The organism is Clostridium sp. D46t1_190503_E9 (assembly GCF_015555225.1).
Classification (GTDB): Bacteria; Bacillota; Clostridia; order Clostridiales; family Clostridiaceae; genus Clostridium.
Genome location: NZ_JADNKB010000004.1, coordinates 181,322 through 206,890, shown reverse-complemented (window position 1 = coordinate 206,890; position 25,569 = coordinate 181,322). Strand labels below are relative to the sequence as shown.

Below are 25,569 nucleotides of genomic sequence, written 5' to 3'. Positions count from 1 at the left end.
CCATCTCCTAAACTATCTTTTTTTAGCTTCTAACTCTTCAACTATATCTACTAAATATTTTCCATATCCAGTCTTCATTAAAGATTTTGCAAGTTCAAGTACTTCTTCTGCGCTTATCCATCCTTTTCTATATGAAATCTCCTCTAGACATGCTATGTAAGTTCCTTGAGTATTTTGTATTGCTTCTACAAAGTTTGATGCTTGTAACATAGATGCATGAGTTCCTGTATCTAGCCAAGCCATCCCTCTACCAAGTAAATTTACTTTTAATGTTCCTTCTTCCATATATACTCTATTTAAATCTGTTATTTCAAGTTCTCCTCTTTCTGATGGAGTAAGTTCCTTTGCCTTTTTTACAACTGAATTATCATAAAAATAAAGCCCTGGAACTGCATACTTTGATTTTGGCTTTTCTGGCTTTTCTTCTAGTGAAACTACATTATTGCTTTCATCAAACTCAACAACTCCAAATGATCTTGGATCTTGTACATAGTAACCAAATACCATAGCACCTTTTTCTAAACTAGCGGCTTCTTTTAAATGATTTGAAAAGCTTTGACCATAAAAAATATTATCTCCTAAAATCATAGCTACTGAATCATCACCTATAAAATCCTCACCAATTATAAAAGCTTCTGCTAATCCATTTGGTTGTTCTTGAATTGCATACTCAACTTTTAATCCTAATTCTGACCCATCATTAAATAGTTCTTTAAAATTAACTATATCTCTTGGTGTTGATATTATTAATATTTCTCTTATACCTGCTAGCATAAGTACTGACATCGGATAATAAATCATAGGTTTATCATAAACTGGCACCATTTGCTTAGACATTGCTTTTGTAACTGGATATAATCTAGTACCTGATCCACCTGCTAGAATAATTCCCTTCATATTCATATCTCCTTCAAAATAATCTTTTCAAACTAAATATTGTTTTCAAAGTTTCTTTCCCAATAAGCTCTTCCTGCTGATAATTTTTTAATAGTTGCTATAGAAAGCTTTTTATAATTTTGTCCCATTTTATTACCTAAAAATCTTGCTGCAAAGTTTGGAATTACATTTAAAGTAGCTTTAAAGTTTCTTTCCTTAATAGACTTTTTAACTACAGTCATTAATAATTTAATTGCACTTCCATTAGCATTGTATTTTAATAAATAATCATTGTCTTTTAGAAATACTCCTTGATCAAAATATCTCTTAAACAGTTCTTTAAATTTATAATCATGTGAATGAATAACTTTCGCTTCTGCATTATACATTATTCTATATCCACTATTTATTAATTTATAAGCAAAATACATATCTTCATTTGTAAGAAGATCTTTGTTATCGTATCCTTTTAATTCCTTATAAACTTTAGTATTTACTGCAGATGCTGCATCTGAAAAGAAAAATGTTGTTATTCCTAATTTATCTATATCTTTTTTAGAAACAACCCTAGATTTTTCTGGATAATTATTAATTCTTGTATATCTTTCAATAGAATTATTATCACATATTTGTCTCGAAAATGCTGCTTCGCACTTTCCTTCAAATATAGGTTTAGTAAATTTATATAACCAATCTTCATCAACTATTTTTACATCTTGTGTAATAAAAACTATTACATCTGTATCACATTCCAAGGCTGAACTTTCTCTAGTTAAACTATGTGAAAATTCCTTTGCAGTTATTACTTTCAAATTTGCTTTTTCAAATTTTGATATTTTTTCGTTCATCCCATCATTTGTGTTAGTTAATATATATTTTATCTCTTTTAAGTTCACATATTTTTGCATCAATAATGAACTATGTAAACTATCTATGTATTTTTCTGCCTTATAAAGTGGACAAATTACTGTTATATCCATTTCATCCTCCAAATTATTCTATATTGCACCTTCTTTTTTTATCACGGATACAAATGTTTTAAATATGATTTTTATATCCATTAGTAAAGATCTATTTTGAATATAATGCATATCCATTTGAACTCTTTCTTCATATGTAGTATCGCTTCTTCCATTTGCTTGCCAATAACCTGTTAATCCTGGCAACACAGAAAATACAGTTTCTGCATATTCACCATATTTAGGAATTTCTTTTTTAACTATTGGTCTTGGACCAACTATACTCATATCACCTTTAATTATATTAATTAGTTGTGGCAATTCATCTAAGCTTGTCCTTCTTAGAAAGTCTCCAACTTTTGTTATTCTTGGGTCATTATCTAATTTAAAATTAATATAATATTCTTGTTTTTGTTCTTCAGTAAAATTATTAAAGATCTCATTAGCATTTTCATACATTGTTCTAAATTTATAAACATTTATTTCTTTCATATTTTTGCCTATTCTTTTATGTCCAAATATAATCTTTCCTTTTGAGTCAATTCTGATTACAATCGCTACAATTAAGAATACTGGACTCAATATAACTAGTCCTAATAAAGATAAAACTATATCAGCTAATCTTTTAATTAAAGAATATACTATTCTTTCTTTTTCTTTATAAACAACCTGAACCGTTTGTTTACTTGTATTAATATCGTTCATGCTTCTCCCCCTAAACTAAAAACACTTTGTTAAGTTACATTATATTATACTTATTAACTTTTTCCATAATTGCTTAACAAAATAAAAAATTATACACAATTCTTCTTATTTAGCTCCAAATTATTATAACATATATGCTTATTAAAACAAACAACTACAATCCATTGTAATTTTTGCCTATATTTAATATATTTTCATTATATTTTTGTTATTTTTAATTTAAATTCAAATTTATTTTAATCAACTCAATGTACATATAAATTATTCTATCTAATATCTTATAATCATATATTAAGCATATATCTTTTTGTCGAATTTTGTATAATTTCTTTATTTTATATAATTCAATATTATTTTAATAAAAAAACAATAGTTTCATATATACTATTAAGAGTATTCTTATCAATATATAAGGTATTTATATTTGCTAATAATCTTACCTTGTATTTTAAATTCATCGGTATTCATCCATATATAAATTGTAATATTGAACTACGTAAAATATATATATTAAAGTAATAATTTAATAATAATTTAATATTTACACTATATTTATTACATTAATTCAGTTCAAATTTGTTTTGAATTTAATATTATATAATATATAATTCAATAAAGCTGTTCAACTTAGAAACCTTTATATTTCCATAAATACAAAAATGCTTATAATACATATTACTATAAGCATTTCTATTATGTTCTATTTCAATATACTTATTAGTGAGTTTATCGAGTTAATAGAAACTCCGCCTCCAACTTGTATGATTTCCTTAGATTTCTTTTTACCTAATACATTTTTCTGATTTACATCTAAATTTTTGTCACATAACACTATAGTACCATTATTTATTGCTACTATTGGTCCAGCAGATAAAGCATCTACAAGTTCTAAACCTTTAGAAGCATACACCTTGTCGATTTCATTTCCATAAAATCTTTCTATCACTAATGCATTAGTCTCATACCTATCACTCCCCCCTAGTCTATTATTTCTAATATCTGATGAAGTAATAGAATTAAGATTATTTAATAGTTGATCTGATATAACTCCAGAACCTCCTACTATATATGCATTATTTAAATTTTCATTTTTTAACCAATTGTATGCTTGTGAAGTTAAATTTTGAGATTCTGTTAATATTATTGGCATACTATCTCTGCCTGATATAGCTGCTATTGACATTGCATCTGCTTCTGCATATCCATTTGCTAATACTATATTTTCAACATCATAACAATTTGAATCTATATATTTTGCAATTTCTAAAGATGTTTCATATCTATTTTTTCCACCTAATCTAGTTACATTATTTATGCCTATTTTATTTAACTGTACTTGTATATTTTTTGAAACAGCGCCTTCACCACCAGCAATTATTATTTTTTTTGCCCTAAGTCTTTTTATTTCATTTATTGTCTGACTTGGAATATTATTATTTTCTACCAGTAATATTGGTGCCTTTAAGTAAGTAGCTAAAGGAGTTACCGCTAACCCATCAGCCATTTCTAATCCATTAACTATTACTACTGTATCAGATGAGTTAAGGGTTGAACTACTAAGCTTTGCTGCTGTATCATACCTATCATTTCCTATAATGCTTGTAAACTTTATATTATTTTCCTTAGGAAAAGTAACTTTAAAGCTTATTTCATCACTATTAGCACTCCCTACCTCTGAAATTACAATTCCACTATTTTGTCCATTATCAAAAAATAAACTATTTGAAATAAATCCACTTTTTAAATCATTATTTCCAATGCTTGTCCTTCCAGATTCTTGTGATAAAAATCCAGTTCTAGTATTTCCTGAAGCATATGTACTATTAACATCATCATTTCTAAATACATATATGTGATCTGGATATCCATTTCTATTTCCTAAATACGGATTGACATTTTCGTTTATTCTGTAAACTATAAGCCCTGATCCTGGTAATGTGCTATCCCAATTCCCTGATTGCTTTCTAAACTCTACCATAAAATACTCTTTTTCTGATAAAGGAGATTTAATTTTAAATGCAACGATATCATTTTTATTAGAGCTTTGTGAAGATTTAATAGTGTATTTACCATCACTCTTAATTTCTCCAATATTCATGTTTAAGTTACTGTATAAGTTTCTAGTATATACCAAAGGTAATTGCCCATATCCATCTGTATTGGCCATAACATCCCATTCTCCAACAGGATTTCCTCTATAATAATATCTGTATAAATCTGGATAGTTAAATACATGTAAGAATTCATGTATTGCTACTTTAAGCAAATTTTTATTAAATATACTATTCTCATCTGTACCTATATTTATCAAGTTATAGTTTCCCAGTTTCTTTCCATTTAATGATGAATCTCCTATGAATCTAGTTTCATGTGGCCACAACATATTATTAGTAACTGTAGCTCCTGTACATAAAAAAGTTACTACATCAATTTCCCCATCACCATTTTTATCCAATTCATTTGCTGATATATTTATATTATTTTTAACCGAATCAAAAGCCCACTTTATAAAGGCTTCTTCCTCCTTACTTCCTGCAATATAATCTTCATAATACTCTCTTGTTTGAGGTGCTTCAATTGATAAATATGTATTATTTCCTTTAGGGTAAAAATCACTATTTACCTTTATTTCTCCATAAGTTAAATCATTTATATATGAACTTAATGAAATAGATCCTTTATCGGCTATCTTATCGCCATTTAAATCAGTAAACATATTATATGAATCATATAATTGCTTTGATTTATCTATATTCATAAATTCATTTTCACCTTTGAATCTTATAAGTACAACTATATTATTAATGCTCTTCACTGATCCATTAGACATTAAAGGACCATTAGCATCATCTAAGCTATCACTAATATTATTTAAATCCTTACTAAGATTATCCACTCCAAGGCTTGTACCATTTTCTATCATGTAATTATATATATTTTCAGTTTCAGCTCTACTATCTGCTAGAGGCTTAATTGATGGTGCAAAAAGTAATAAAGCTATTATTGTAGATATTATTTTTTTCATACTTCTCCCCCTAAACAAAATTGTTTATAACTAATGGTAATTTTAACACTTTTTATATTTAACATCAAATATCTATATTATATAAATCTTAAAAATGCACATTTCCAATATAATCTTAACTTTGATATAATATACATATGTTTTTTTAATTTGGAGGATTATTAATGAAAAGATTATCAAAAAAGAAAATTGGACTCATATCTATACTTATAATAATACTACTAATAATTGGTTCAATAATAACTTTTACTTATTCTCTTTCAAGCAAAGTTGAAAGAGTTGAAGTTGATAGAAATGATGTAACTAATACTGGAAAGGAAGCCCCTAAAGAAGCTGATGATGTCATAACTATTGCATTGTTTGGTAGCGATTATTCCGAATACTATGATGTTAGTTCCGCAGATGCAACTATGATTTTATCTATTGACACTAAAAATAATAATATAAAACTTTGTTCTTTAATGCGCGATATCTATTTAGATTTACCTCAGGGTGGAAAAATGAATTTAAACTATACAATATTGGATGGCGGGCCAAGCTCTATATTGAAAGCCATAAACTATAACTTTAATTTGAAGATAGATAAGTTTGTTCAAGTAGATTTAAAAAGACTTCCTAAAATAATAGATGCACTTGGTGGAGTAGAAATTGAAATAACTCCCGATGAGCTTGAATATATTAATGGATACATAGACCATATAGATAAAAATAACGAAACAACTACAGAACATATATATAGCTCTGGAAAACAACTTTTAAATGGTACACAAGCTTCTGCTTACTGTAGAATCAGATATACAGATGGAAGAGATTTTAAAAGAACTGAACGCCAAAGGGATGTATTAAATGCTTTATTTGTTAAGTTCAAAGATATTAACTTAACGGAAGTTCCTGGGCTTATAAATAATATACTACCTCTTGTAACAACTAACCTTTCAAACTCTGAAATTATATCAATTTCAACTAAAGCTTTGGGTATGGGCTTAAATAATATAGAACAAGGAAGATTTCCTTCAGATGAAAATATAATAAGTGCAGGTTTCACTGATATGTATCATACTAATATAGATATTGAAGGTACAACTAAAGAACTTCATAAATTTATATTTTCAATAGAATAATTAATTAGAATATATAGAGCCTTAATTAGAAATTGAATATTATAAAATAAAAAATTAAATGCAAAAAGATTGAGCCTCAGGAGAATTTCCCCTGGGGCTCAATCTTTTTTCTAATTAATTCTAATAAGTTAATCTCTAATCTACTCTAAAGTTTACTTTCTGGTATCTTTCTTCATCTTTCGAAATAAAGTATAAATCAAATTCATTTAAGTCTTTTATTTCTGAAGTCATAATGGAAAACTCAACATATTTTTGCTTATCTATTTCATTTATTTTGCAATCTAGTATTCTATTGTTTATATAAGCATAAGTAAATAAAACATCTTCACTATCTATTGGAATGGAAAAATTTGTTAAGTTCGTTCCTGACTTTTCAAAAATGCTATCAGATAATGTACTATTATTTATTAAATTACTATCATCTAAATTTATTTCACTCGAATTTTTATCATTACTGTAGTTACTTAAGTTATTTGACTTAGTAACTACAAAATTATCTTCTTTTAAATTTCCTTCATTTAAATATTGTTTTAAATTCTTTATATGAACTTTATCTTCCATTTCATCATCTGGGAAGTAAAAATCAAAATGAGTATATTCTGTAGACTCAAATAACACTATATCTGGATTAAATATATTTATATAGTATTCATAATCTAAAACATTTCTGTAGTTATGAATTTTCATAAGCTCTGAAAAGCTTTCTGTTAAAAACTTTTCTTTATTATCAAAATAGCTACCTGCAAATATTAGTATTCTTGGTGCATTTGGATTTGCTTCATTTTTATAATGTGTAAAGTTTCTAAAGCTTTCATGCCTTTTTATTTCATCTTCTAAATCTTCTATGTATATAGAATTATCTTTTATTAAACTATAATGAGTTGTTATTTCGTTTAGTTCAAAATCTGATGCAACAAGAGTATCATTTATATAATTTTGTGCTTTATAATTGTCTATATTAAAAGCTCCAACTCTATTATCTAATAAATTAAGCCTATCTAATATTGCTGATATACCAATTATTGCTCCTGTTTCATTCCAATGCCTTGCATCATATTCTTTATCAAAAAGCAATCCTCTGCTATCTACAATTTCATCTTTTGAATTATTATCAAATTTATACTCTAAATATCTATTAAGTTCATCCGATTCAAATAATTCTTCTGCTTTACTTAACCTACTTTGCTCCCCTAATCCATCTGACTCTTCTACTTTAATTAATTCATCTGTTCTATCAAGAAGTCCTTCTGCTTTAAGAGCTTCCATCTTTTCTATGTATATATAATTAACATAACCTTTTTTTAATATATCTTCAGCTAAGTTCTTTTCCTTTGCTTCTCTTAAGGTTTCTAAATTGTTCAAGTAGTTTATATCTTTTTCTTCTAAAAGCTCTAAAAAGTATTCTATATCTTTATTTTCATAATTATATCCCTTTGTTATATACTCTGGGTATATAAGTTCTTTTCTTGGCTCTACTGCATATAAAAACTTTATACCTCTATCATTGCAGTAGTTTTGAAATTCCTTTATGAAGTCTGAATATATCTCCATAAACTCTGGATTGAATTCATTTTCTTCTGCCTTAGACATTATAAATCTATTTTTCCCATACTCATATTTTGGATGTGTTATTTCATTGAAATACTTGTCCATAACCTTAGCATAAATATCCACCATTTCTGTTCTAAAGCCAATTCTATCATCAACATAGCTTTTTATATTATTAAATACATCTTCATTTGAAAATATATCTTCAAAGTTTAAAAGCATTCTATTATCTATTTTAGATATCTGATCTTTTTCTAAATTCATAAACATTACTGGTATCAAAATTACCAAAAAGAAAGCTCCTATTTTAATTAAATTATTTATTTTTATAAACTTCGAATTTTTATTGTTTGAGCTTTTTAATTTTATGTTTTTATTGAACAAATTCATATTCATCACCTCACTTCTAACTATTCACTTTAAAATTGAAAGTAAATAAACGGACTATATGTTGAATTGACCATAAATATTATTGATATAATAAATAATAAAGTTATCAAAATTGTTTTGATTAATTCAAACACTTTTACGTCTCTGTATCTGTTGAAGATATCTTTTAATATTGGTGTTGAAGCTATTATGCCAATAATGATTAATACTATAAGCTTTCTGCTTATAAAGTAAGTGTATTCAAATGTTATATTACTAAAAGTAGATAATCCAAACATTATGGATAAATATTTTAAGCCTTCTTCTAAAGTAGTTGCCTTAAATAAAACCCAACCAATTACTACAATAAATAAAGTAATTGGTACTTTTATATATGATGGTATTTTTTTGTACCATTCTTTATCTCTTAAAAATCTTTCTATTATCATAAATAATCCATGCCATAAGCCCCAAATTACAAAGTTCCATGAAGCACCATGCCATAAGCCAGTTACTAAAAAGACAACAAATAAATTGAAATATACATTTCCTCTTCTATTTCCACCTAGTGGTATGTACAGATATTCCTTAAACCAAGTTGATAAGGATATATGCCATCTTCTCCAAAATTCTGTAATTGACTTTGATATATATGGATAATTAAAGTTTTCTGGAAACTTAAATCCAAAGAAATATCCAAGACCAATTGCCATATCTGAATATCCTGAAAAATCAAAGTATATTTGTAGAGTATAACAAATAGCTCCTATCCAAGCTGTTATCATATCAATTCCTGATGAGCTAGCTAAAAGAAAAATATTATCAGATATAGCTCCAAGCATGTCTGAAATTATAATCTTCTTTCCAAGTCCTATTACGAACCTATTTATTCCATAGCTGAAATACTCAATAGATTCTTTTCTGTTCCTTATTTGCTCATCTATCGTTTTATATTTTATTATTGGTCCTGCAACTAATTGAGGAAAAAGTGATATGTATAAAGCAACTGAAAAAATATTTCTGTTTACTTTTCCATCATTTCTATAAATATCTATTATGTAAGACATTCCTTGGAAAGTAAAAAATGATATCCCTATAGGTAATACTATTCTTTTGAACTCTAAATTCATATTAAAAAGAGCATTAGTATTTGCTATAAAGAAATCGTAATATTTATAATAAAATAGCAAAGCTAGATTTAAAATTATCCCTAGTATTAAGAAAAACTTTCTTAAACCTTTTTTATCAACTGTCTTATCTATTAATAATCCAAAAATATAATTGATTAATATAGATACAATTAATATCTTTAAGTAGTTCATGCCCCCCCATGCATAAAATAACAAACTTGCAAGAAGTAAAATGTAATTTCTTAGTTTTTTACCAGAAATATAGTATAAGAAAACTACTAATGGTAAAAACATAAAAATAAATACTGATGAACTAAATACCATATTTTCTCCTTTTCTAATTTAATATTTTCTTCTTTTGTTTCAGATTTAAAGCATATAGCACATAGTACTATAGCCATTTTAGTATTATATTATATTATATTAATTAAATATATTGTACTAATATATTACACTCTACAATCTAACTAGACTTATTTAACTAACCTATAGTATATTTTTTCTCTTTTTTTCTTAAGATAACCTTAAGTTTATATTAATTACCTTATATTTTTCTTGATTTTATATTAACTATATATACTTTTATTTTATAAAAAGCTGAAACTTCATCTTAAAGTTTGTTATATTTTTACATATTTTATCTTTTTATACATCCAAATTTCTACTAAACTTATTGAATATTATGATTTCTTTATGATAGAATTAAAATTTAGAAACGTAGTAATAAAACAAAGATTAAAAGGAGTTAATATGAAAGCAAATAAATTAATTAGTATTGTTGTTCCGTGCTATAATGAAGAAGAGGGCTTGGAGCTTTTTTATTCAGAACTTACTAAAGTTACAGATTCAATAAATAATTATTATACTGAAGTTATATTTATTGATGATGGAAGTATTGATAAAACAAAAAATATTATATATAAACTTGCTTCTTTAAATTCAAATGTAAAGTATATTACATTTTCAAGAAATTTTGGTAAAGAAGCAGCAATGCTATCTGGCTTGAAAAATGCTTCAGGTGATTTAGTGGTAATAATGGATGCAGATTTACAACATCCACCTGAATTATTATTAGACATGATTTCTTCAATTGAAGATGGTTATGATTCTGTAGCAACCAAAAGAAGAAATAGAAATGGAGAACCTTTAATAAGAAGTTATTTTGCAAAATTGTTCTATAAAATTATTAATAAAACTTCAAAAATTACAATAACTGAAGCTGCTACTGATTATAGATTAATGAACAGAAAAATGGTTAATTCAGTTTTAGAGCTTTCTGAGTATCATAGATTTACTAAAGGGATATTTGAATGGGTTGGATTCAAAACAAAATGGTTAGAAATAGATAATGTAGAACGAGTTGCTGGACAAACTACATGGTCTTTTTGGGGATTATTTACATATGCCATAGAAGGAATAGTATCATTTTCTGTTGCACCATTAAAAATAGCTAGTTTTTTAGGAATTACTATATCTGCTGGTTCTTTCCTTTACGCTATATATATTTTTATTAGAACTTTAGCTTTCGGAAAAGATGTTCCTGGCTATGCATCCTTACTATGTATAATACTATTTATTGGTGGAATTCAATTAATTTCCGTTGGAATAATAGGCGAATATCTTTCTAGAACATACTTAGAAGTTAAAAATAGACCAAACTACATTACTGATAAATCAAATATAAAAGACATTAAATAACGGAGATTTTTAATTATGAAAAAAATTAATATTGATTTTATTCTTCAATTTTTTCGATTTGCTATTGTTGGCGTAATAGCAACTATTATTAGTTATTCAATTTACATAATTCTCGAAAAATTAGGTGTTCAGTATAATATTTCTTATACATTAGGCTATATAATAAGCTTTTGCTTTAATTATATAGCCTCAACATATTTTACTTTTAAGACTAATGTATCTGCTAAAAAGGGAGCTAAATTTACCTTTGCCCATATTTTTAATTATTTATTACAAATGTTTTTACTAAATATATTTATCTACCTAGGAATCAGTAAAGCACTTGCACCACTCTTTGTTTACTGTATTTCAATACCTGTAAACTTTTTAGTTGTGAGACTAGCACTTAAAGATAAATAAATTTAATAATAATTAATTATAATTTTTAATGCACTATTAAATTAAAAACTATTAGAATAATATATATTTTAATAAAATAAAAATAGACATCTTGTTAAATATGCCTTGCACAGATGTCTATTTTTTATTAAATATACTTTTATATAAAACTTATTCAATATAATTTATTATAGTATCTTCATTTATTTTATAACATTGTTTCATAAAGTAAGGCATCTTATTCCAATTTCCTAGATTATATCCATATATACTAGGTGGTACCTTTTTTAAAGTTATACTACTCTTGTCTGAAGATTTTTGATATTCTTCTATCATATTTAAGTTATACTCTATCTCTGAAGATGTACTCTTATATCCATTATAATTAACAAAATAATATCTAAATGCTATTACTGTAAATGGAATTATTAAAGAATAAAAAATTACCTTATTTAAATTTATACTTTTCTCATAGTATAATTCTGAAAATGTATAGCAAATAAATATAAACATTAATAATTGAGATGGAAAAATTATTTTATATGCGCTTGCAAACCTAGAATCAGCAACTAGAAGCATAACCTGTGCACCTATTGCATTGATAATAGACGCCAAAATAAATGGATTTTTTTTATTTAATAATATAAGAGTCCCTACATATAACATAGAAAAAATATAAATTACCGTAAATCCTAAATAAAATAAAGTAATTTCACTTGTTATATTTGCTAAAGTGATAACTTCAACTTTATATCCCTTAATAATTACAACATATATATAGCATAAGCTTGATATTAATAAAGCTATTGCTAATAGTATATTGAAATATCTTAAAGTTTTATTATGTTGATACTCTCTAGAAAACTTAATTATCCATATTACTAAGCATATCAATATAAGTATAGTAAATATACTTACAGGTTTTGAAAATATATTTGTTTTTAAAATCTCCATTATAGTTTCAGATATTTTAATTACTACTCCACTATCTTTTTCAAGTAACATTCTTTTTAATGATCCAAAAGTAACTAATCCATATCCCAATACTAAAGGTATAAAGTTAATAAAGTATTTAGCCTTTAATTTATATCCCTTCATAAATGCTATGTATAAACTCATTAAAACAATATATCCAATTCCAATTGCTCCTGCTTGTTGAGTTGATGAAGCTGCAAAAAATCCAAGTACAATAATCCCAAAATTAATTTTAGATAAATTTTTCTCTTTTGAATAATATATTAAAAATATATATCCAAATAATATAGAGACTAGTGTAGGATATAAATAATTTAATGCACATGCAGCATAATATAAAGTTGTATTAGCTATTTGTGTTGGTATTGCTAAAAATAAAAGGGAACTTACAACTGCTGCTGGTAAAATTTTATTACTCCCCCTATCTTTATTACTAATCTTAGCAATTAAAACCGCACCTAATGTTATAATTATTGGATTTATTATTCTATATAATACTGCATCATATTTTACTAAAATTGATAATAGTACATGAACCCATACTCTTCCATTTACATTTAACTCTTTCCACATAAGCTTTGGTAAATATGAAATTCCATTTTGAATATCCCTAGAATAATACAAATCATCAGCATATATATATACATACCTATGTATTATATACATTGATAACATTAGTAAAATAAATGGAATAAAATTCTTAATTATTGATACATGTTGTTTTTTATTTTCACTTATCATATGTCTTCTCTCCTAAAATGACTTTAAAATAAATTTTACTAAAACCGGCTTGGAGTTTTATTATAACATAATATCACTAATTTGAATTTTCTTTTCCCTATTTTCTGACCTTCAGTTGAATTTCTCTAGACCAATGAGGTAATTTCCCTAGGACCTATCTTTTCATTATTCTATTGGTTCCACAAACTTCTCTCTATCAATAAAATATCTATTAAATATTTCATTTTTTTCTATACTTTCTTCAATAATTTTCCCAAGTGTAAAAGCATTAATTAATCCTTCCATCCCCTCATTTGCACAAATCACAAATCCACTTGCAAGCTTTTCTCCTGGAATTGTAATACCTGTACATTTACACATATTTATTGCTTTAACTATTCCTTTTCCCCCATTTGATGTGATTTCTTTTTCAGCCTTACCTTTAAAACTTCTTTGGATAGTTTCATCATAACCATATACATCTATTGGCCCTTCATAAGTTAAAATAATATCTGCAATATCATTATTAAATATATTCTTTATTTCTTTTATAGCAATATTTCTTTCATATATATTATCAAAAGAGTATTCTATGAATTCAAATTTTGCCTTAATATTTTCACTACTTGCTTTATCCTTAGCAGACTTATCTACTAAACTATCTTCTAATTTAGTCATCAATTTTTGCTCTGGATCATTCTTAAACTTGTCCTCCAGATTTTCTTCTAGCTTCTCTACTGCCTTGTCCACCAAATTTTCCCTATCTTCGTCCACTAAACTATCCCATTGATTATCTCTTAATTTGTCCATCATATTACTATTTTCATTTATATAATTAATTGCTTTGTCTATTTCTAATCTCATGTCCATTCCATCAGGTAAAACTATTGAATTATTCTTAGGTATCAATACTCTTATTTTATCTTCACTATATTTTATTTTCTTTTCTAATATTTCTTCAACTACATCTTTTAATATATGGAAGCTTTTCGATATTACTCCAATTCCTCCTGTAAAAGATATACTATCTGTGGATAAACTTTCCTTTCCTGTGACTAATCCAACTCCTGATCCTATAAATGAATATAAATTAGTACTAAGTGCTGGTGCTAGTACTGATCCTCCACCATCTGTTCCTATTCCAAAGTCATTAATCCCTTTAAGGATATTAATAGCTGTTCCACTACTTGATCCTGTCATGCATCTATATGTTAATGGATTAATTAAATCTGTATCTATACTTCTACCAAGATGAGACATTTTATCTATAGTTGCAAATAAATATTTAGAATTTTTCCTTAATTTGTCCACCAAACTTATAGGAATATCCACAGTATTTTTAACTCCAAAAGTTAAATAATCATTATCTTTATCATTTACTTCTTCTCCTAAAGAATTATTTATAGAAATAACAGACCTACATAAATTTTGCTTTGCTAAAACTTTAGTCTTATGTAATTTTATTTTCTTCTCATCCATTGAACTAACCTCCTATTATATATACTAGAAAATTTTTAATCATCAAAATTTGATTAAAGTAAAAATATTAGATAGCAGTTAATTTATACTTATTAATAATAACTTTATAGTTGTACTAAATAAAAATAGATAAACTAAAATAAACTACCTTAAATTTGCATTAAATAAAATTAGAGAAATTAAAATGAGTTACAAATATTAAGCTTTCTTTAATATTCAATTTCCTTATTTTAACTTCTCCATTATATAAAATTATTTAGTTTTTATTTATTGTTTATTTCTTATGCTTCTTCTATGTTTATTTTTATCTTTTGATATTTCAAATTACCTATAAACTCTATATCTAAATCTTAATTCACATAATCTTAATTCACATAATCTTTATTTAAATAATCTTATTCATATTATCTTTATTCACATTATCTTTATTCACATAATCGCAATTTACATAATCTCTATTTGGAAATTTGTAAATTATTTATATAGCCTTTACAAAACAATCTCCTATATAATCTTTATATTAAAATCTTAAACTACTTATTTAAAAATTCTATAATAGTTTGCTTAAAAAACTTGTTCCATTTTCAGGTGCCTTTACTTTAAAGTAATCTGCAACTGTTGCTCCCACATCTGAAAGTGTTTCTCTTACACCTACGAATCCTTCTTTTATATTTTTTCCATAAATCATAAGCGGAACCATTTCTCTTGTGTGCTTGCTATGTCCTATTGTTGGATCATTTCCGTGATCTGCCATTACTAGTAATATATCATTATCTTTTACTGTCCCTATAAGCTCACCTATAAGCTTATCTGCAATTTGAAGTTTTTCTGCATATCTATCAACATTTTCAGCATGCCCTGATAAATCTGTTTCTTGTACATTACAGCATATAAATCCTTCTTTTACTTCTTTAGATATTTCTATTGTCCTCTTCAATACCTTTTCTGTATCTACCATAGGTATACTTGTACCTTTTTCATTTATAACTACATCTGCCACTTTTCCCAATAAGTAAACTGGTACATTTTCTTCAGATAATATTGTTGATACTTGTGTATTTGGATTAACTCCATATCCTAAGTGTATACATTCGTATCCTTCATTATAAACACCTGACTTAGGTGCATTTATTCCTATATATCCACCATCTTTTTCTTCTTCTGCATTTAATATATCTTCTAAAGTAATTCCTTTTCCTCCAAAAGTTATAACTCTAGGAACTGTTGCAATAGATCTAACTATATGACCAATTTCTAACACCTTACTAAAAGGTATTAAACCTAAGGCTGATGTTATATTAAAGGCTTGGCCTAAATCACATTCTATATTATCTGCAACAGTAAGAGCATCTTCAACTACTAAATACTTTTCTTTCTTACCTTCCTTATAATAAACTTTATATCCTGCTTCCTTTATTGCATTATATATAGCTTCTATTTTATTTTTAATAGGTTCTCTAAATGGCATCTTTGGTTTTGTTCCCATTATTTCTTGATGTCCAAAGAAAGTATCTGCTCCAAAATGAGTTAACTTTCCCTTTCCAAACGTTGCATGCGGATTTTCCTTCATTCCATTTATTTCTGTTCCTAATATATTAATAAGACCTAACTTTTCAAGATTTGGTAAAGTTACATCTTTTCTTCTTTCCAAAATATGAAGACAAGTATTTGAATTTATATCCTGAGGTCTTGTTTCTTTAACATCATCCATTTCTCCAATTCCAAAACCATCAAGTACAATTACAATAAATTTTCCCATATTAATTTCCTCCTTTTTAAATTGTGAATACAATTTATTAATGAAAGAATGAAAAAATTTAAAAATGAAAGAATTAATGTTGTTTTGCTACGCAAAACTTAAACTATAGCTGTAAAGCACTTTCTATTCAAAGTTCATTAATGCCCTTTTACGAAACTCTTTCACTAGTAACTTTTCATTTTCTTCACTTATAATTAAAAGAAACTTCAGCACAAGGTTGTGGTATTATCCCATCCTCATCATCCATTTCTTTTCCTCTAATTATTTATTCAGTTTTATAATCAATAATTATAAATTGCGAATATAAAGTCCAATATAACTAGGTATGTTTCATTTATCTTCGCCAACTTATATTTCTCACTTAAAATTATTAATTGAAGAATTAGCCTCATTAATGATATGTATTAAATTGGAGATTTTATTATAATGAGAAACTACAATTCTTATTTAAGATATCTAAGATGGCGTTAAGAATTTTTATTGTTTGAGCGCAGCGAGTTATAAAAATTTAGCCATCTTAGATATCTTAAATTTAGAATTGTATTCGATATTATATAAAAATCGGAAAGTTAATACATATCATTATGTTTAATTCTCTATTATCCATTGATTCTTCTTCCTTGTGAGTCGTAAATTCCAACTATTTCTGGATTTCCACTCTTTATTCCATTAACTATTGCCACATTGCTCCTTGTAACAAATATTTGAGTTCTAAAAGCCATGATTACTGTATCTGATACATTACAGTTTTCTGATAGTTCAAAATGATAATCTATACTTTCATCTGTTGGTGGAATTACTTTAATCATTTTTGAATCATCCATATCTGTTCCAACTAAAGCATTTTCCATATGAGATCTTCTATAATGACCTCCACCATAGCAATAAGCTCTATCTAATAAATTGTGTGATACTTCACTTACATAAACCATTGCTGGAAGTTCATCTCCATCATTAAATTTATGATATGGAGTACTTCCTGTTAGTCCATGTCCTGGTTCCCCGTGAGTTCCACCTTCTTCATATATTTTCTTTATGGAATTAACACAGGTAGCTGATGGCATATTTAATTGATCTATTTTTACATTGAATTCTTTTTCTAATATGTCTTTTGCTTCTTTAATTGTATCTATATTATTTGTTCTTTTAATTTCATTGCTTTCTTCATCAAACAAGAAACATGGAAATGAAGTTACACCAGCTAAATTTAAATTTTTAAGCTTAACTAATTCTGCTCCTACACTTTTAAGTTCATTTAATTTAAATCCACCATATTGTCCTGAATATAAATTATCATTTTCACCTAAGACTCTTAGCATTATATTTTGTTTTATATTAAGCTTTTCACAAACCTCATTAATTTCTTTTGCTTTTTCAATTGAGTAAACTGTAATATAATCTGGTTTAGACTTAATTACTTTTTCAATTAAAGCTTTAGGAATTTGAACTAAGTGTCCAACATGACCTATCTTTATTCCGTTATCTATCATGACTTCAGCTTCTTTGAAGTCTACCACTACTGCTCCATCATATCCAAGCTTCATAAATTCTTTGCAAATAAGAGGATTTCTACCTATTTGTTTTGTCATAAAATAAAGCTTTATACCATACTTATCTGCTTCATCTTTAAGCTTTTTTGCATTTTCTATTAAAGTATCTAAATCAATAACATAAGTATCTGGTATTATTACTCCTTCTTTATGGAGCTTAAATGCAGCTTGAACTAATTCCCTATTTCTTTCTATGGTCTTTTCAAGAAACATCCTTACTCCTCCTTACTTAATTTCTTTTTTAACATCCTCAATTGCACTTTTTAATATTCTTATTATTGTATCTGCCCCACTTCTCATTGGATTTACTCTTATCATTCTTTTTTCTAGAGTAGGATCAGCAGCTCTAAACGTTCCTGATACTCTATACATCATTGGAACAAATTCATATTTTGATTCTGATCCTACAGGATGTGATGCTGCTCCATATTTTGTAGCTAACTCTAAAACTTCTTCTGCTATATCTTCATTTAATTCAACTAGTAAAACTTTTGATTGAGCATTTGCAAGGAATGCATCTTTTACTCCTTCAACTTCACCACATTTTAATCTTGTTACAAGTTCCTCATTAACCTCTGATTGAATTGCTAATGAAACTGGTGCATATACAAGTCCTCTTAATGCCTCCATAGCTTCATGACCTTGAACTTGGCTTCCTCCTGAGTAATTTAGTGAATAAACTTTATCTACAAGTTCCTTATTTCCTATTAATACTCCAACGCCTTCTGGGCCTAATATCTTAAAGCAAGAAAAACTTCCAAGATCAGCTCCACATTGATTTCCTATTTTCTTTACCTTTAAAGCTGCATAATTATCATCAGTAATTATTTTTATATTAGAATTTGATTCTTTTATTGCAGTTATAACTTCTTCTAAGTCATAAGAATCATCAATCTTTTGTCTTGTATTTTGAACTAATGCCCCTTTTATATGTGGATTTTTTAATACTACATCTTTTACATCATTTAAATCATTAAAATTAGCTTTTATAATCTTAAGTCCCATAGTTTCAATAGTGACTTTTGAAGTTGGATATATTGGAGCATCATGAACTAATATTGTATCTCCACTTTCCATAAAGCTAATTAATCCCCATCTTATGGCACCTGTCCCTGCACCTCTTACTAATATTGCAGCTTCTGCATCAAAAACTTCTGCAAAAACATTTTCTACTTTCTTAGTATAAGTAGGTTTATTCAATCCTTTAACAACACCTAAGTCACCTAAAGATAGAACTTCTCTTCCATCAAAATGCTTTGTTATTGTATCTATTATTTTAAATTGTAGTTTTTTTGCTTCATCTAAACTTATTGAGTGTAATGGGTATGTTCTCATAACTCTTCCTCCTACTTAAGGTTATAAATATTTTTTATATTATTAACTAACATATTTTCTATATGCTTGCTAGAAATTTCATTTTCATATAATCTTGGCAGAAAGCTATCTATTAAATAACTATAACCAAGTCCACCATTTTCTCTAAAGTGAGATTTTCTTGTAATATCCATAGACATAACTATTTGATTGCTATATCCTCTTTCACAAAGAGCCTTTAACCATTCTGCTCTTTTTTCATCTGGCTGATAATTATTTTTCCCAATTGTATCAAATGCTATATTTACACCAGTATCTAATAATCTAAACATATATTCTAAGTCTCCACTTAAATCTATATGACTTAATGTAACCTTAGATAAATCTACATTGAAATTTTTAAATATCTCAATTTGTTCAAGTCCTAATTTCCCAAGTGTTGTATGTGTTATTATTGGAACTCCAGTTTCAAGATGTGCCATACATGAAGCTTCAAAAACCTTCTTTTCCATTTCTTCTATTTTATTTAAACTAGTTCCTATTTCTCCTATTACAGAAGCCTTTACCGATGTTTCATCTATACCATTTATTATTTCATCTACTAAAATATTTGCCATCTTCTTCTCATTTATTTTATAAACCTCTTCTGGAAGAAATGGTTCTTTATAATATCCAGTTGATTGAAGAATATTTAATCCAGTTTCATTAATAACTTCAGCTACATATTCAGTGCTTCTACCCATTCCTCTATTTGTAACATCTATAATAGTAGAAACTCCTTTAGCTTTTAAATCTTTAAATTCTTCAATAGTTTGCTTCTTATTATTTAAAAAACAATCTGCATCTTTTTTTACACCAGATAAATCTATAGTAATATGCTCATGTGCATAAATTATTTCCTTATTCATATAAACACCCCTTTGTTCAATTGATAATTGAAAATTGATAATTGACAATTAGATGGGATAATTCAGCTAGTTCTGGATTATTTAAAATTAAATTTTCTTAAACTCCTTAGATTTTATTCATTAATTATCCATTGTGCATTGTCAATTATCAATTGTTCCAACTCAGCTCGTCTGAGTTATTACCTTAATTATCAATTGTGCATTATCAATTATTAATTGTCCTCTTGCTCTTTCGAGTTATTATCTCAATTATCCATTTTTAATTATTTATTATTCATTGGATTCTTGCTTGTCCGAATCATTTCCATAACTCTTTTACTTTTTCATTCTTTAACTCCTCATTTTCATAACTCAGCTCGTCTGAGTTATTACATAAATTGTCCATTTTCCATTGTCAATTATCCATTGATTAACTTGGTATTACATATAATCCAACTAAGTATAGTATGTTAATTAAAACTCCAACTCCAATTGCTCCAACTGGACCAACTGCCATATCTACTATTGGTTTCTTTGAAGTTTTGTTTAAAACGTATAAACCAACTACTACGAATAATCCAAGTCCTGGTGCCATAGCTTGTGCAGCCATCATACCACCTATTAATAAAGCTACTTCTAATACTTTACTCATAGCTGTTCTTATGTTATCTCCACATTTTCTAACTCCCGGGAACTTGTCCATCAACTTAGCTAATACATCTAAGAAATAGATTTCTAAAGCCATTACTGCAGCTCCTGCAACAAATGCTAATATTGGGTTTCCAATTAAAAATCCAGTAACAAATACAAATGTCATACCTGCTGGTGCATATACTCCAGTTGAAATTGCTGTAGTTGCAACTAGTGGTATAAATCCTATACCTCTTGCAAATGCTGTCATTGCAGCTTCAGTTGTTTTTCCTTCTGCTAAAAGATTTAAGCTTATTGGGTCTCCAGCTACTAAAGTAAGACTAGTTGCTGCTGATATTAATCCACCCATTAATGCTAATAAAGGTAAATTCTTTTTGATTTTCTTAACTCTTTCTGCAAAAATTGCTACTAAATCAATTTGTGGAGCATTTGGATCTGGTTTTTCTTGCATTGCAAAAGCAATCATTATTATCATACCTGCAAGTAATGCCATACCTTCTTGGTCTAACTTAACGCTAGCACCATTTACAGTGAAAGTTCCATATATTGCAGTTATTTGTCTAACTATTAAAGCAACTATTCCTGTAAGAAATCCTTTTTTAATTCCAAATTGATAAGAAACAACAAGTGCTGGGAATACTGCAAAAGCAACTGTTATTGGAGTTCCAACTTGCTTTAATGCGTCTAAGAAATTAACTGGTAACATTGCAAATAAATCAACTACAAATTGTAATCCATAAACTATACCTACTCCATAAAGAGCTCCTACTACTCCTGATATAGCTAATCCTTTTTTACCGCTTGGACAAAAAGATCCAATGATATCAGTACCTAGTAATATACTGTGAATCAAGATAATGGATGCAGCTATTGATACTGGAATACCAAAACCTATAACTAATCCAAAGCTGATTGCAAAAGATGTTGCTGCTAAAGCTTTCTTGTCCATTCTTCCTTCTAAGTATTCTGGAACTATGGCTCTAAATCCATCATTGAAAACAGCTATACCAGCATTTGATAATATTGCTGCTAATGCACCTAAAAGTGCTACAACTAAATATTGCATAAATAATACCTCCTAAAATTTTATAATATGATATTTATTGAATAACTAAATTTATATATGCTCTCAATTCTGATATTTTTTAAAACAAGCATGCTATCCTTTCATATGCTAATAGTTTTTATAGCATATTTTTTATAGCATATATTAAAAATATACAAATTACTAAATATATAGATTAATAGATATATATATTATTAAAGAAAGCATATAGTTATAACTTGCTAAAATATCTTTACTTAAATCACGTAAAATCTAATAAATTTTAGTGATTTAAGTAAAGGCTATTTTGCAAATTAATATTTATTTTTATAGTAGATATTTAAGAATTATTGGTATAACTTCTTCTGCGTGTTGTGCTGTAAATCCATATGCTTTTTTTCCTGCTTCAACTTCTGCTTTTATTTCTGCTTCACTCTTAATATTTCCTGGCATTGATACTGTTGCGCATTGTCCCATTCCAAGTAGTGCTATTGCCATTGCAAGTGCTCCACCCCCACCAGTGTTACATGCTCCTAAGTAAAAGTCTGCTGTTCCTGTTTTTATTGCCATTGCTGCTTCTATATCACTTTTTATTTCTATAGTTGCTCTGTCTCCTGCTATTTTTGCTGTTATATCTGCTACTCTTTGCTTGTCTATTTGTCCACCTATTACTATTTTCTTCATTTTTTATTCCTCCAATACAAATTTAATTTTTAATATTGATATTAATTCCGTTTTAATAACTTTATTCCCAATTTTTATAAGTTACTTTAAACTTAAGCTTTTGTTCTCAAATTTCATACTGAGCTCTCGTACTCAAATATACTTTTAATCTTACTTAATAGTTTCAACTTACTTGTCCATATTTTTTCTCATATATTATCTGCAAATTATATTTTTTCACTTACATGGTCATTATCTGTAGTGACATACAATTTCTTTATCTTAATGTTTATTATAAACCCATATTATACTCGTATTTTTAAATCGTATACAAGTCGGCTATATTTATTTATTACAATCTACCTCACTTATACAATTAGTCTTCAGATTACCCTAACTATATTAATGTACAAACATGCATAACTACAAAATCAAGTTCTGAATCTGGAATTTCACCTATGATACTTTCTAAATCTTTTACTACTTTAAGAGCTTCATCATAATTTTCATTTTCTTTTAAGGATTGTGCTACAACATCATCTAATTTATTTACTAAATTATTTTCATCAATTCTTCCTAAGGCAGAACATAAATGAGTTATAAACATTGAGGCATTTTCTTCTAAAAGCTTTACTCCTCTTTTTTCTTCAAAATAATTTATAACTTGTATTATTTTATTGTAATTTTCTTTTGATAATTGTCCTGAATCTCTTAATATATCTAATCTTAATGTTAATTCCATTTTAAAGCCTCCAACGTACATTTTTTTGTATTTTGATTTTAACAATACCTCTAATATTGAGGCATTATCTTCTTTTCCATAACCAATCTTTGATATTCTTTCACATCTTCTACATTTAATACCCTAGAAAATAGTGCTGGAACAATAGAGTTGTCCTTATTTGCAATTATTACTGCTTCTGTGTCTTTAATATTTTTGCTCTCCCTATTTATAGGAATAAATTTCATATCATCTTTCCTATCTTCAATATCATCTAAATTCCATATAGCAGCATCTATTTTATTATCTTTTATAGCTGTAATGAATTGACTGTAGTTTAATGGAACATATTCAACTTCTATATCTTCAAAATATATTTTACTTAACATAAATTGATCTATAGATGAATTATCTATTCCTACCCTTGTCCCTCTTTTAAATTCACCGTTAAATTCTTTAGAAACCACTATTATATGTTCATTAACATAACTAAAATCTCCAAAGGTTTTAACTATTTGTATTGGCTTGTTGTTTTCTAAATAATAATCTGCTGTTAGTCTTGAAGTAACTGCAAAATCATATCTACCATCTTCTAAAGCTTTTAATCTATGATTAGACCCTCTCATGAAAGCTAGATTTGTATTAACTCCACTATCATTTAGGCATTTACAAAGTCCTGTTGCCAAACCTTCATACCTCTTAGAATAAGGTAACGGCATAACTCCTACTAAGGATTTTATTCCTGTAAGTTCTAGAAGTCTTATGTAATCTATATCTTTTACAAATGTTCCTAAGTGTCCTCTAGATTCTAAAGTTATTGCATTATGATCTTTTAAAAATTTTAAAGCAGATTGTATTGTTCCTCTAGCACTTTCATAACTTTCAGCAAGCTCTGCTACAGTTTTAATTCTATCACCTTCATTAAGAGATAAAAATTCAACTGCTAAAGAAGTAATTGCTATTCCAAGCTTTTGCATAAGCTTACTTTGAACGTCCAATTTACCACTCCCTTATATAAATGTACAATATTTTGTATATTTATAATATAACATCTTTTGTTTACATTTACAATAGTAATTTCAAACTTTCTGAAAACATTTTAATTTCTAATTTTCTAAGTCCGCAGATAATCACCCTAAATCACAGAAAACTCAAAAACTTTATCTTTATCTATTTAGCAAAAATATAACCAATTTACCAAAATAATAATCATTAAAGAAGATGTTTATAAAAATATTATTCTATATAATATAATATAAAATTCATTTATAATATACATATGAAAGGGTGATTTAATAATGAAATATTGTTCATTCTGTGGATCTCCTGTAGATTCAATATTTATTGATAAATGTGAGCATTGTGGAGAGGATTTAGTTATTGAAAATGATAGTTCAAGTAATATAAACAAAAGTAAAAGTTATAATCTTAATAACAATAAAGATTATAGTTCAAGTAAAAGTAATATCTATTCTCGCTATAGCAAGTATAAAGAGGTTTATGATGAAAATAATAATTTATTATATAAGGAAGTTCAATCTTTTGACGATATAGAAAATATAACATTTAAATCTTTATTTAAGAAAGATAAGACTTTTAAGCAATATTCTGATGTAAAATCTAGAAATAATCAGGATATAAAATCAGACAAGCATCAATATATAAATTCGTCTAAAAATTCATCTTCTACTTATTCTAATTCTTATAATAATTATTTACCTAATGCTCTTATTTCTTTTTTTAGTAATTTAAATGCAACCAGTAAATCTTCTTTCTGGTATAAGAATAAGTATATAGCAGCTTTTATTTCAATTTTCTTTGGAATATTTGGTGCACAGAAATTCTACTTAGGAAAATACAAGATAGGAATAATATATTTAATATTAAGTTTCACAGGTATTATAGGAGTTATTGAATTAATAAGTTTAATTGAAGGATTTATATATTTATTTACACCTGAAGAACAATTCATTCAAAAGTATTTATAAATAAAAAC

Annotated in this window: 20 protein-coding genes; 4 read left to right on the top strand and 16 right to left on the bottom strand. The window is 26.8% G+C overall.

Features of this window, described 5'->3' with window-relative positions:
* Positions 1–12 precede the first annotated feature (12 nt).
* The 4 genes from rfbA to I2E83_RS06325 all read right to left on the bottom strand — a co-directional run bounded on the left by rfbA (position 13) and on the right by I2E83_RS06325 (position 5,565).
* Positions 13–897: a glucose-1-phosphate thymidylyltransferase RfbA gene (rfbA, locus tag I2E83_RS06340; RefSeq protein WP_195429092.1), complete on the bottom strand. Its 885-nt coding sequence runs from the start codon at positions 895–897 to the stop codon at positions 13–15.
* A 32-nt stretch (positions 898–929) separates the two neighbouring features.
* Entirely contained in the window at positions 930–1,856 is a 927-nt protein-coding gene (locus tag I2E83_RS06335; RefSeq protein ID WP_195429089.1) for a glycosyltransferase, read from the bottom strand.
* An 18-nt stretch (positions 1,857–1,874) separates the two neighbouring features.
* Complete coding sequence (locus I2E83_RS06330) at positions 1,875–2,540, bottom strand: sugar transferase (protein WP_195429086.1); 666 nt, start codon at positions 2,538–2,540, stop codon at positions 1,875–1,877.
* A gap of 700 nt (positions 2,541–3,240) precedes the next feature.
* Positions 3,241–5,565: a cell wall-binding repeat-containing protein gene (locus tag I2E83_RS06325; RefSeq protein ID WP_195429084.1), complete on the bottom strand. Its 2,325-nt coding sequence runs from the start codon at positions 5,563–5,565 to the stop codon at positions 3,241–3,243.
* Between the two features lie 164 nt (positions 5,566–5,729).
* Here I2E83_RS06325 and I2E83_RS06320 point away from each other — a divergent pair, with 164 nt between their 5' ends.
* The gene (locus I2E83_RS06320; protein WP_195429082.1) at positions 5,730–6,686 is read left to right on the top strand and encodes an LCP family protein; all 957 of its coding nucleotides are present in this window, start codon (positions 5,730–5,732) and stop codon (positions 6,684–6,686) included.
* 135 nt (positions 6,687–6,821) lie between these two features.
* Here the strand turns inward: I2E83_RS06320 and I2E83_RS06315 are convergent, their stop codons facing one another.
* Entirely contained in the window at positions 6,822–8,525 is a 1,704-nt protein-coding gene (locus I2E83_RS06315) for an alginate O-acetyltransferase (protein ID WP_243249577.1), read from the bottom strand.
* Between the two features lie 128 nt (positions 8,526–8,653).
* Positions 8,654–10,057 carry an MBOAT family protein gene (locus tag I2E83_RS06310; RefSeq protein WP_195429078.1) on the bottom strand — a complete coding sequence of 468 codons (1,404 nt, stop codon included), beginning with the start codon at positions 10,055–10,057 and terminating at the stop codon, positions 8,654–8,656.
* Between the two features lie 426 nt (positions 10,058–10,483).
* Here I2E83_RS06310 and I2E83_RS06305 point away from each other — a divergent pair, with 426 nt between their 5' ends.
* Together I2E83_RS06305 and I2E83_RS06300 are read left to right on the top strand one after the other, a co-directional pair.
* Positions 10,484–11,431 (top strand): glycosyltransferase family 2 protein, encoded by a 948-nt coding sequence (locus I2E83_RS06305; RefSeq protein ID WP_195429076.1) that lies wholly within the window; start codon positions 10,484–10,486, stop codon positions 11,429–11,431.
* A 15-nt stretch (positions 11,432–11,446) separates the two neighbouring features.
* Entirely contained in the window at positions 11,447–11,830 is a 384-nt protein-coding gene (locus I2E83_RS06300; protein WP_195263750.1) for a GtrA family protein, read from the top strand.
* Between the two features lie 150 nt (positions 11,831–11,980).
* Here I2E83_RS06300 and I2E83_RS06295 read toward each other — a convergent pair whose 3' ends face one another.
* The 10 genes from I2E83_RS06295 to yhfZ all read right to left on the bottom strand — a co-directional run bounded on the left by I2E83_RS06295 (position 11,981) and on the right by yhfZ (position 24,571).
* Entirely contained in the window at positions 11,981–13,525 is a 1,545-nt protein-coding gene (locus I2E83_RS06295) for a DUF6056 family protein (protein ID WP_195429074.1), read from the bottom strand.
* Positions 13,526–13,690: 165 nt separating this feature from the next.
* Positions 13,691–14,983, bottom strand: a complete 1,293-nt coding sequence (locus I2E83_RS06290) for an amidase family protein (RefSeq protein WP_195429072.1) — start codon at positions 14,981–14,983, stop codon at positions 13,691–13,693.
* 550 nt (positions 14,984–15,533) lie between these two features.
* Positions 15,534–16,742, bottom strand: a complete 1,209-nt coding sequence (locus tag I2E83_RS06285) for a phosphopentomutase (RefSeq protein ID WP_195429070.1) — start codon at positions 16,740–16,742, stop codon at positions 15,534–15,536.
* Between the two features lie 599 nt (positions 16,743–17,341).
* Positions 17,342–18,505, bottom strand: coding sequence for a YhfX family PLP-dependent enzyme (locus I2E83_RS06280; protein ID WP_195429068.1), 1,164 nt, complete (start codon positions 18,503–18,505; stop codon positions 17,342–17,344).
* Between the two features lie 12 nt (positions 18,506–18,517).
* Complete coding sequence (locus tag I2E83_RS06275) at positions 18,518–19,627, bottom strand: aminotransferase class V-fold PLP-dependent enzyme (protein WP_195429067.1); 1,110 nt, start codon at positions 19,625–19,627, stop codon at positions 18,518–18,520.
* 11 nt (positions 19,628–19,638) lie between these two features.
* Positions 19,639–20,514, bottom strand: coding sequence for a TatD family hydrolase (locus tag I2E83_RS06270; RefSeq protein WP_195263744.1), 876 nt, complete (start codon positions 20,512–20,514; stop codon positions 19,639–19,641).
* 409 nt (positions 20,515–20,923) lie between these two features.
* Complete coding sequence (locus tag I2E83_RS06265) at positions 20,924–22,210, bottom strand: YhfT family protein (protein ID WP_195263743.1); 1,287 nt, start codon at positions 22,208–22,210, stop codon at positions 20,924–20,926.
* A gap of 306 nt (positions 22,211–22,516) precedes the next feature.
* Positions 22,517–22,873, bottom strand: a complete 357-nt coding sequence (locus tag I2E83_RS06260) for a DUF2620 domain-containing protein (RefSeq protein ID WP_195429065.1) — start codon at positions 22,871–22,873, stop codon at positions 22,517–22,519.
* A 376-nt stretch (positions 22,874–23,249) separates the two neighbouring features.
* Positions 23,250–23,594 carry a PRD domain-containing protein gene (locus I2E83_RS06255; protein ID WP_195263741.1) on the bottom strand — a complete coding sequence of 115 codons (345 nt, stop codon included), beginning with the start codon at positions 23,592–23,594 and terminating at the stop codon, positions 23,250–23,252.
* 50 nt (positions 23,595–23,644) lie between these two features.
* Positions 23,645–24,571 carry a GntR family transcriptional regulator YhfZ gene (gene yhfZ, locus I2E83_RS06250; protein ID WP_195429063.1) on the bottom strand — a complete coding sequence of 309 codons (927 nt, stop codon included), beginning with the start codon at positions 24,569–24,571 and terminating at the stop codon, positions 23,645–23,647.
* Between the two features lie 300 nt (positions 24,572–24,871).
* On the opposite strand from yhfZ, the gene I2E83_RS06245 reads away from it, so the two are divergent.
* Positions 24,872–25,561: a TM2 domain-containing protein gene (locus I2E83_RS06245; protein WP_195429060.1), complete on the top strand. Its 690-nt coding sequence runs from the start codon at positions 24,872–24,874 to the stop codon at positions 25,559–25,561.
* The last annotated feature ends 8 nt before the right edge of the window (positions 25,562–25,569 follow it).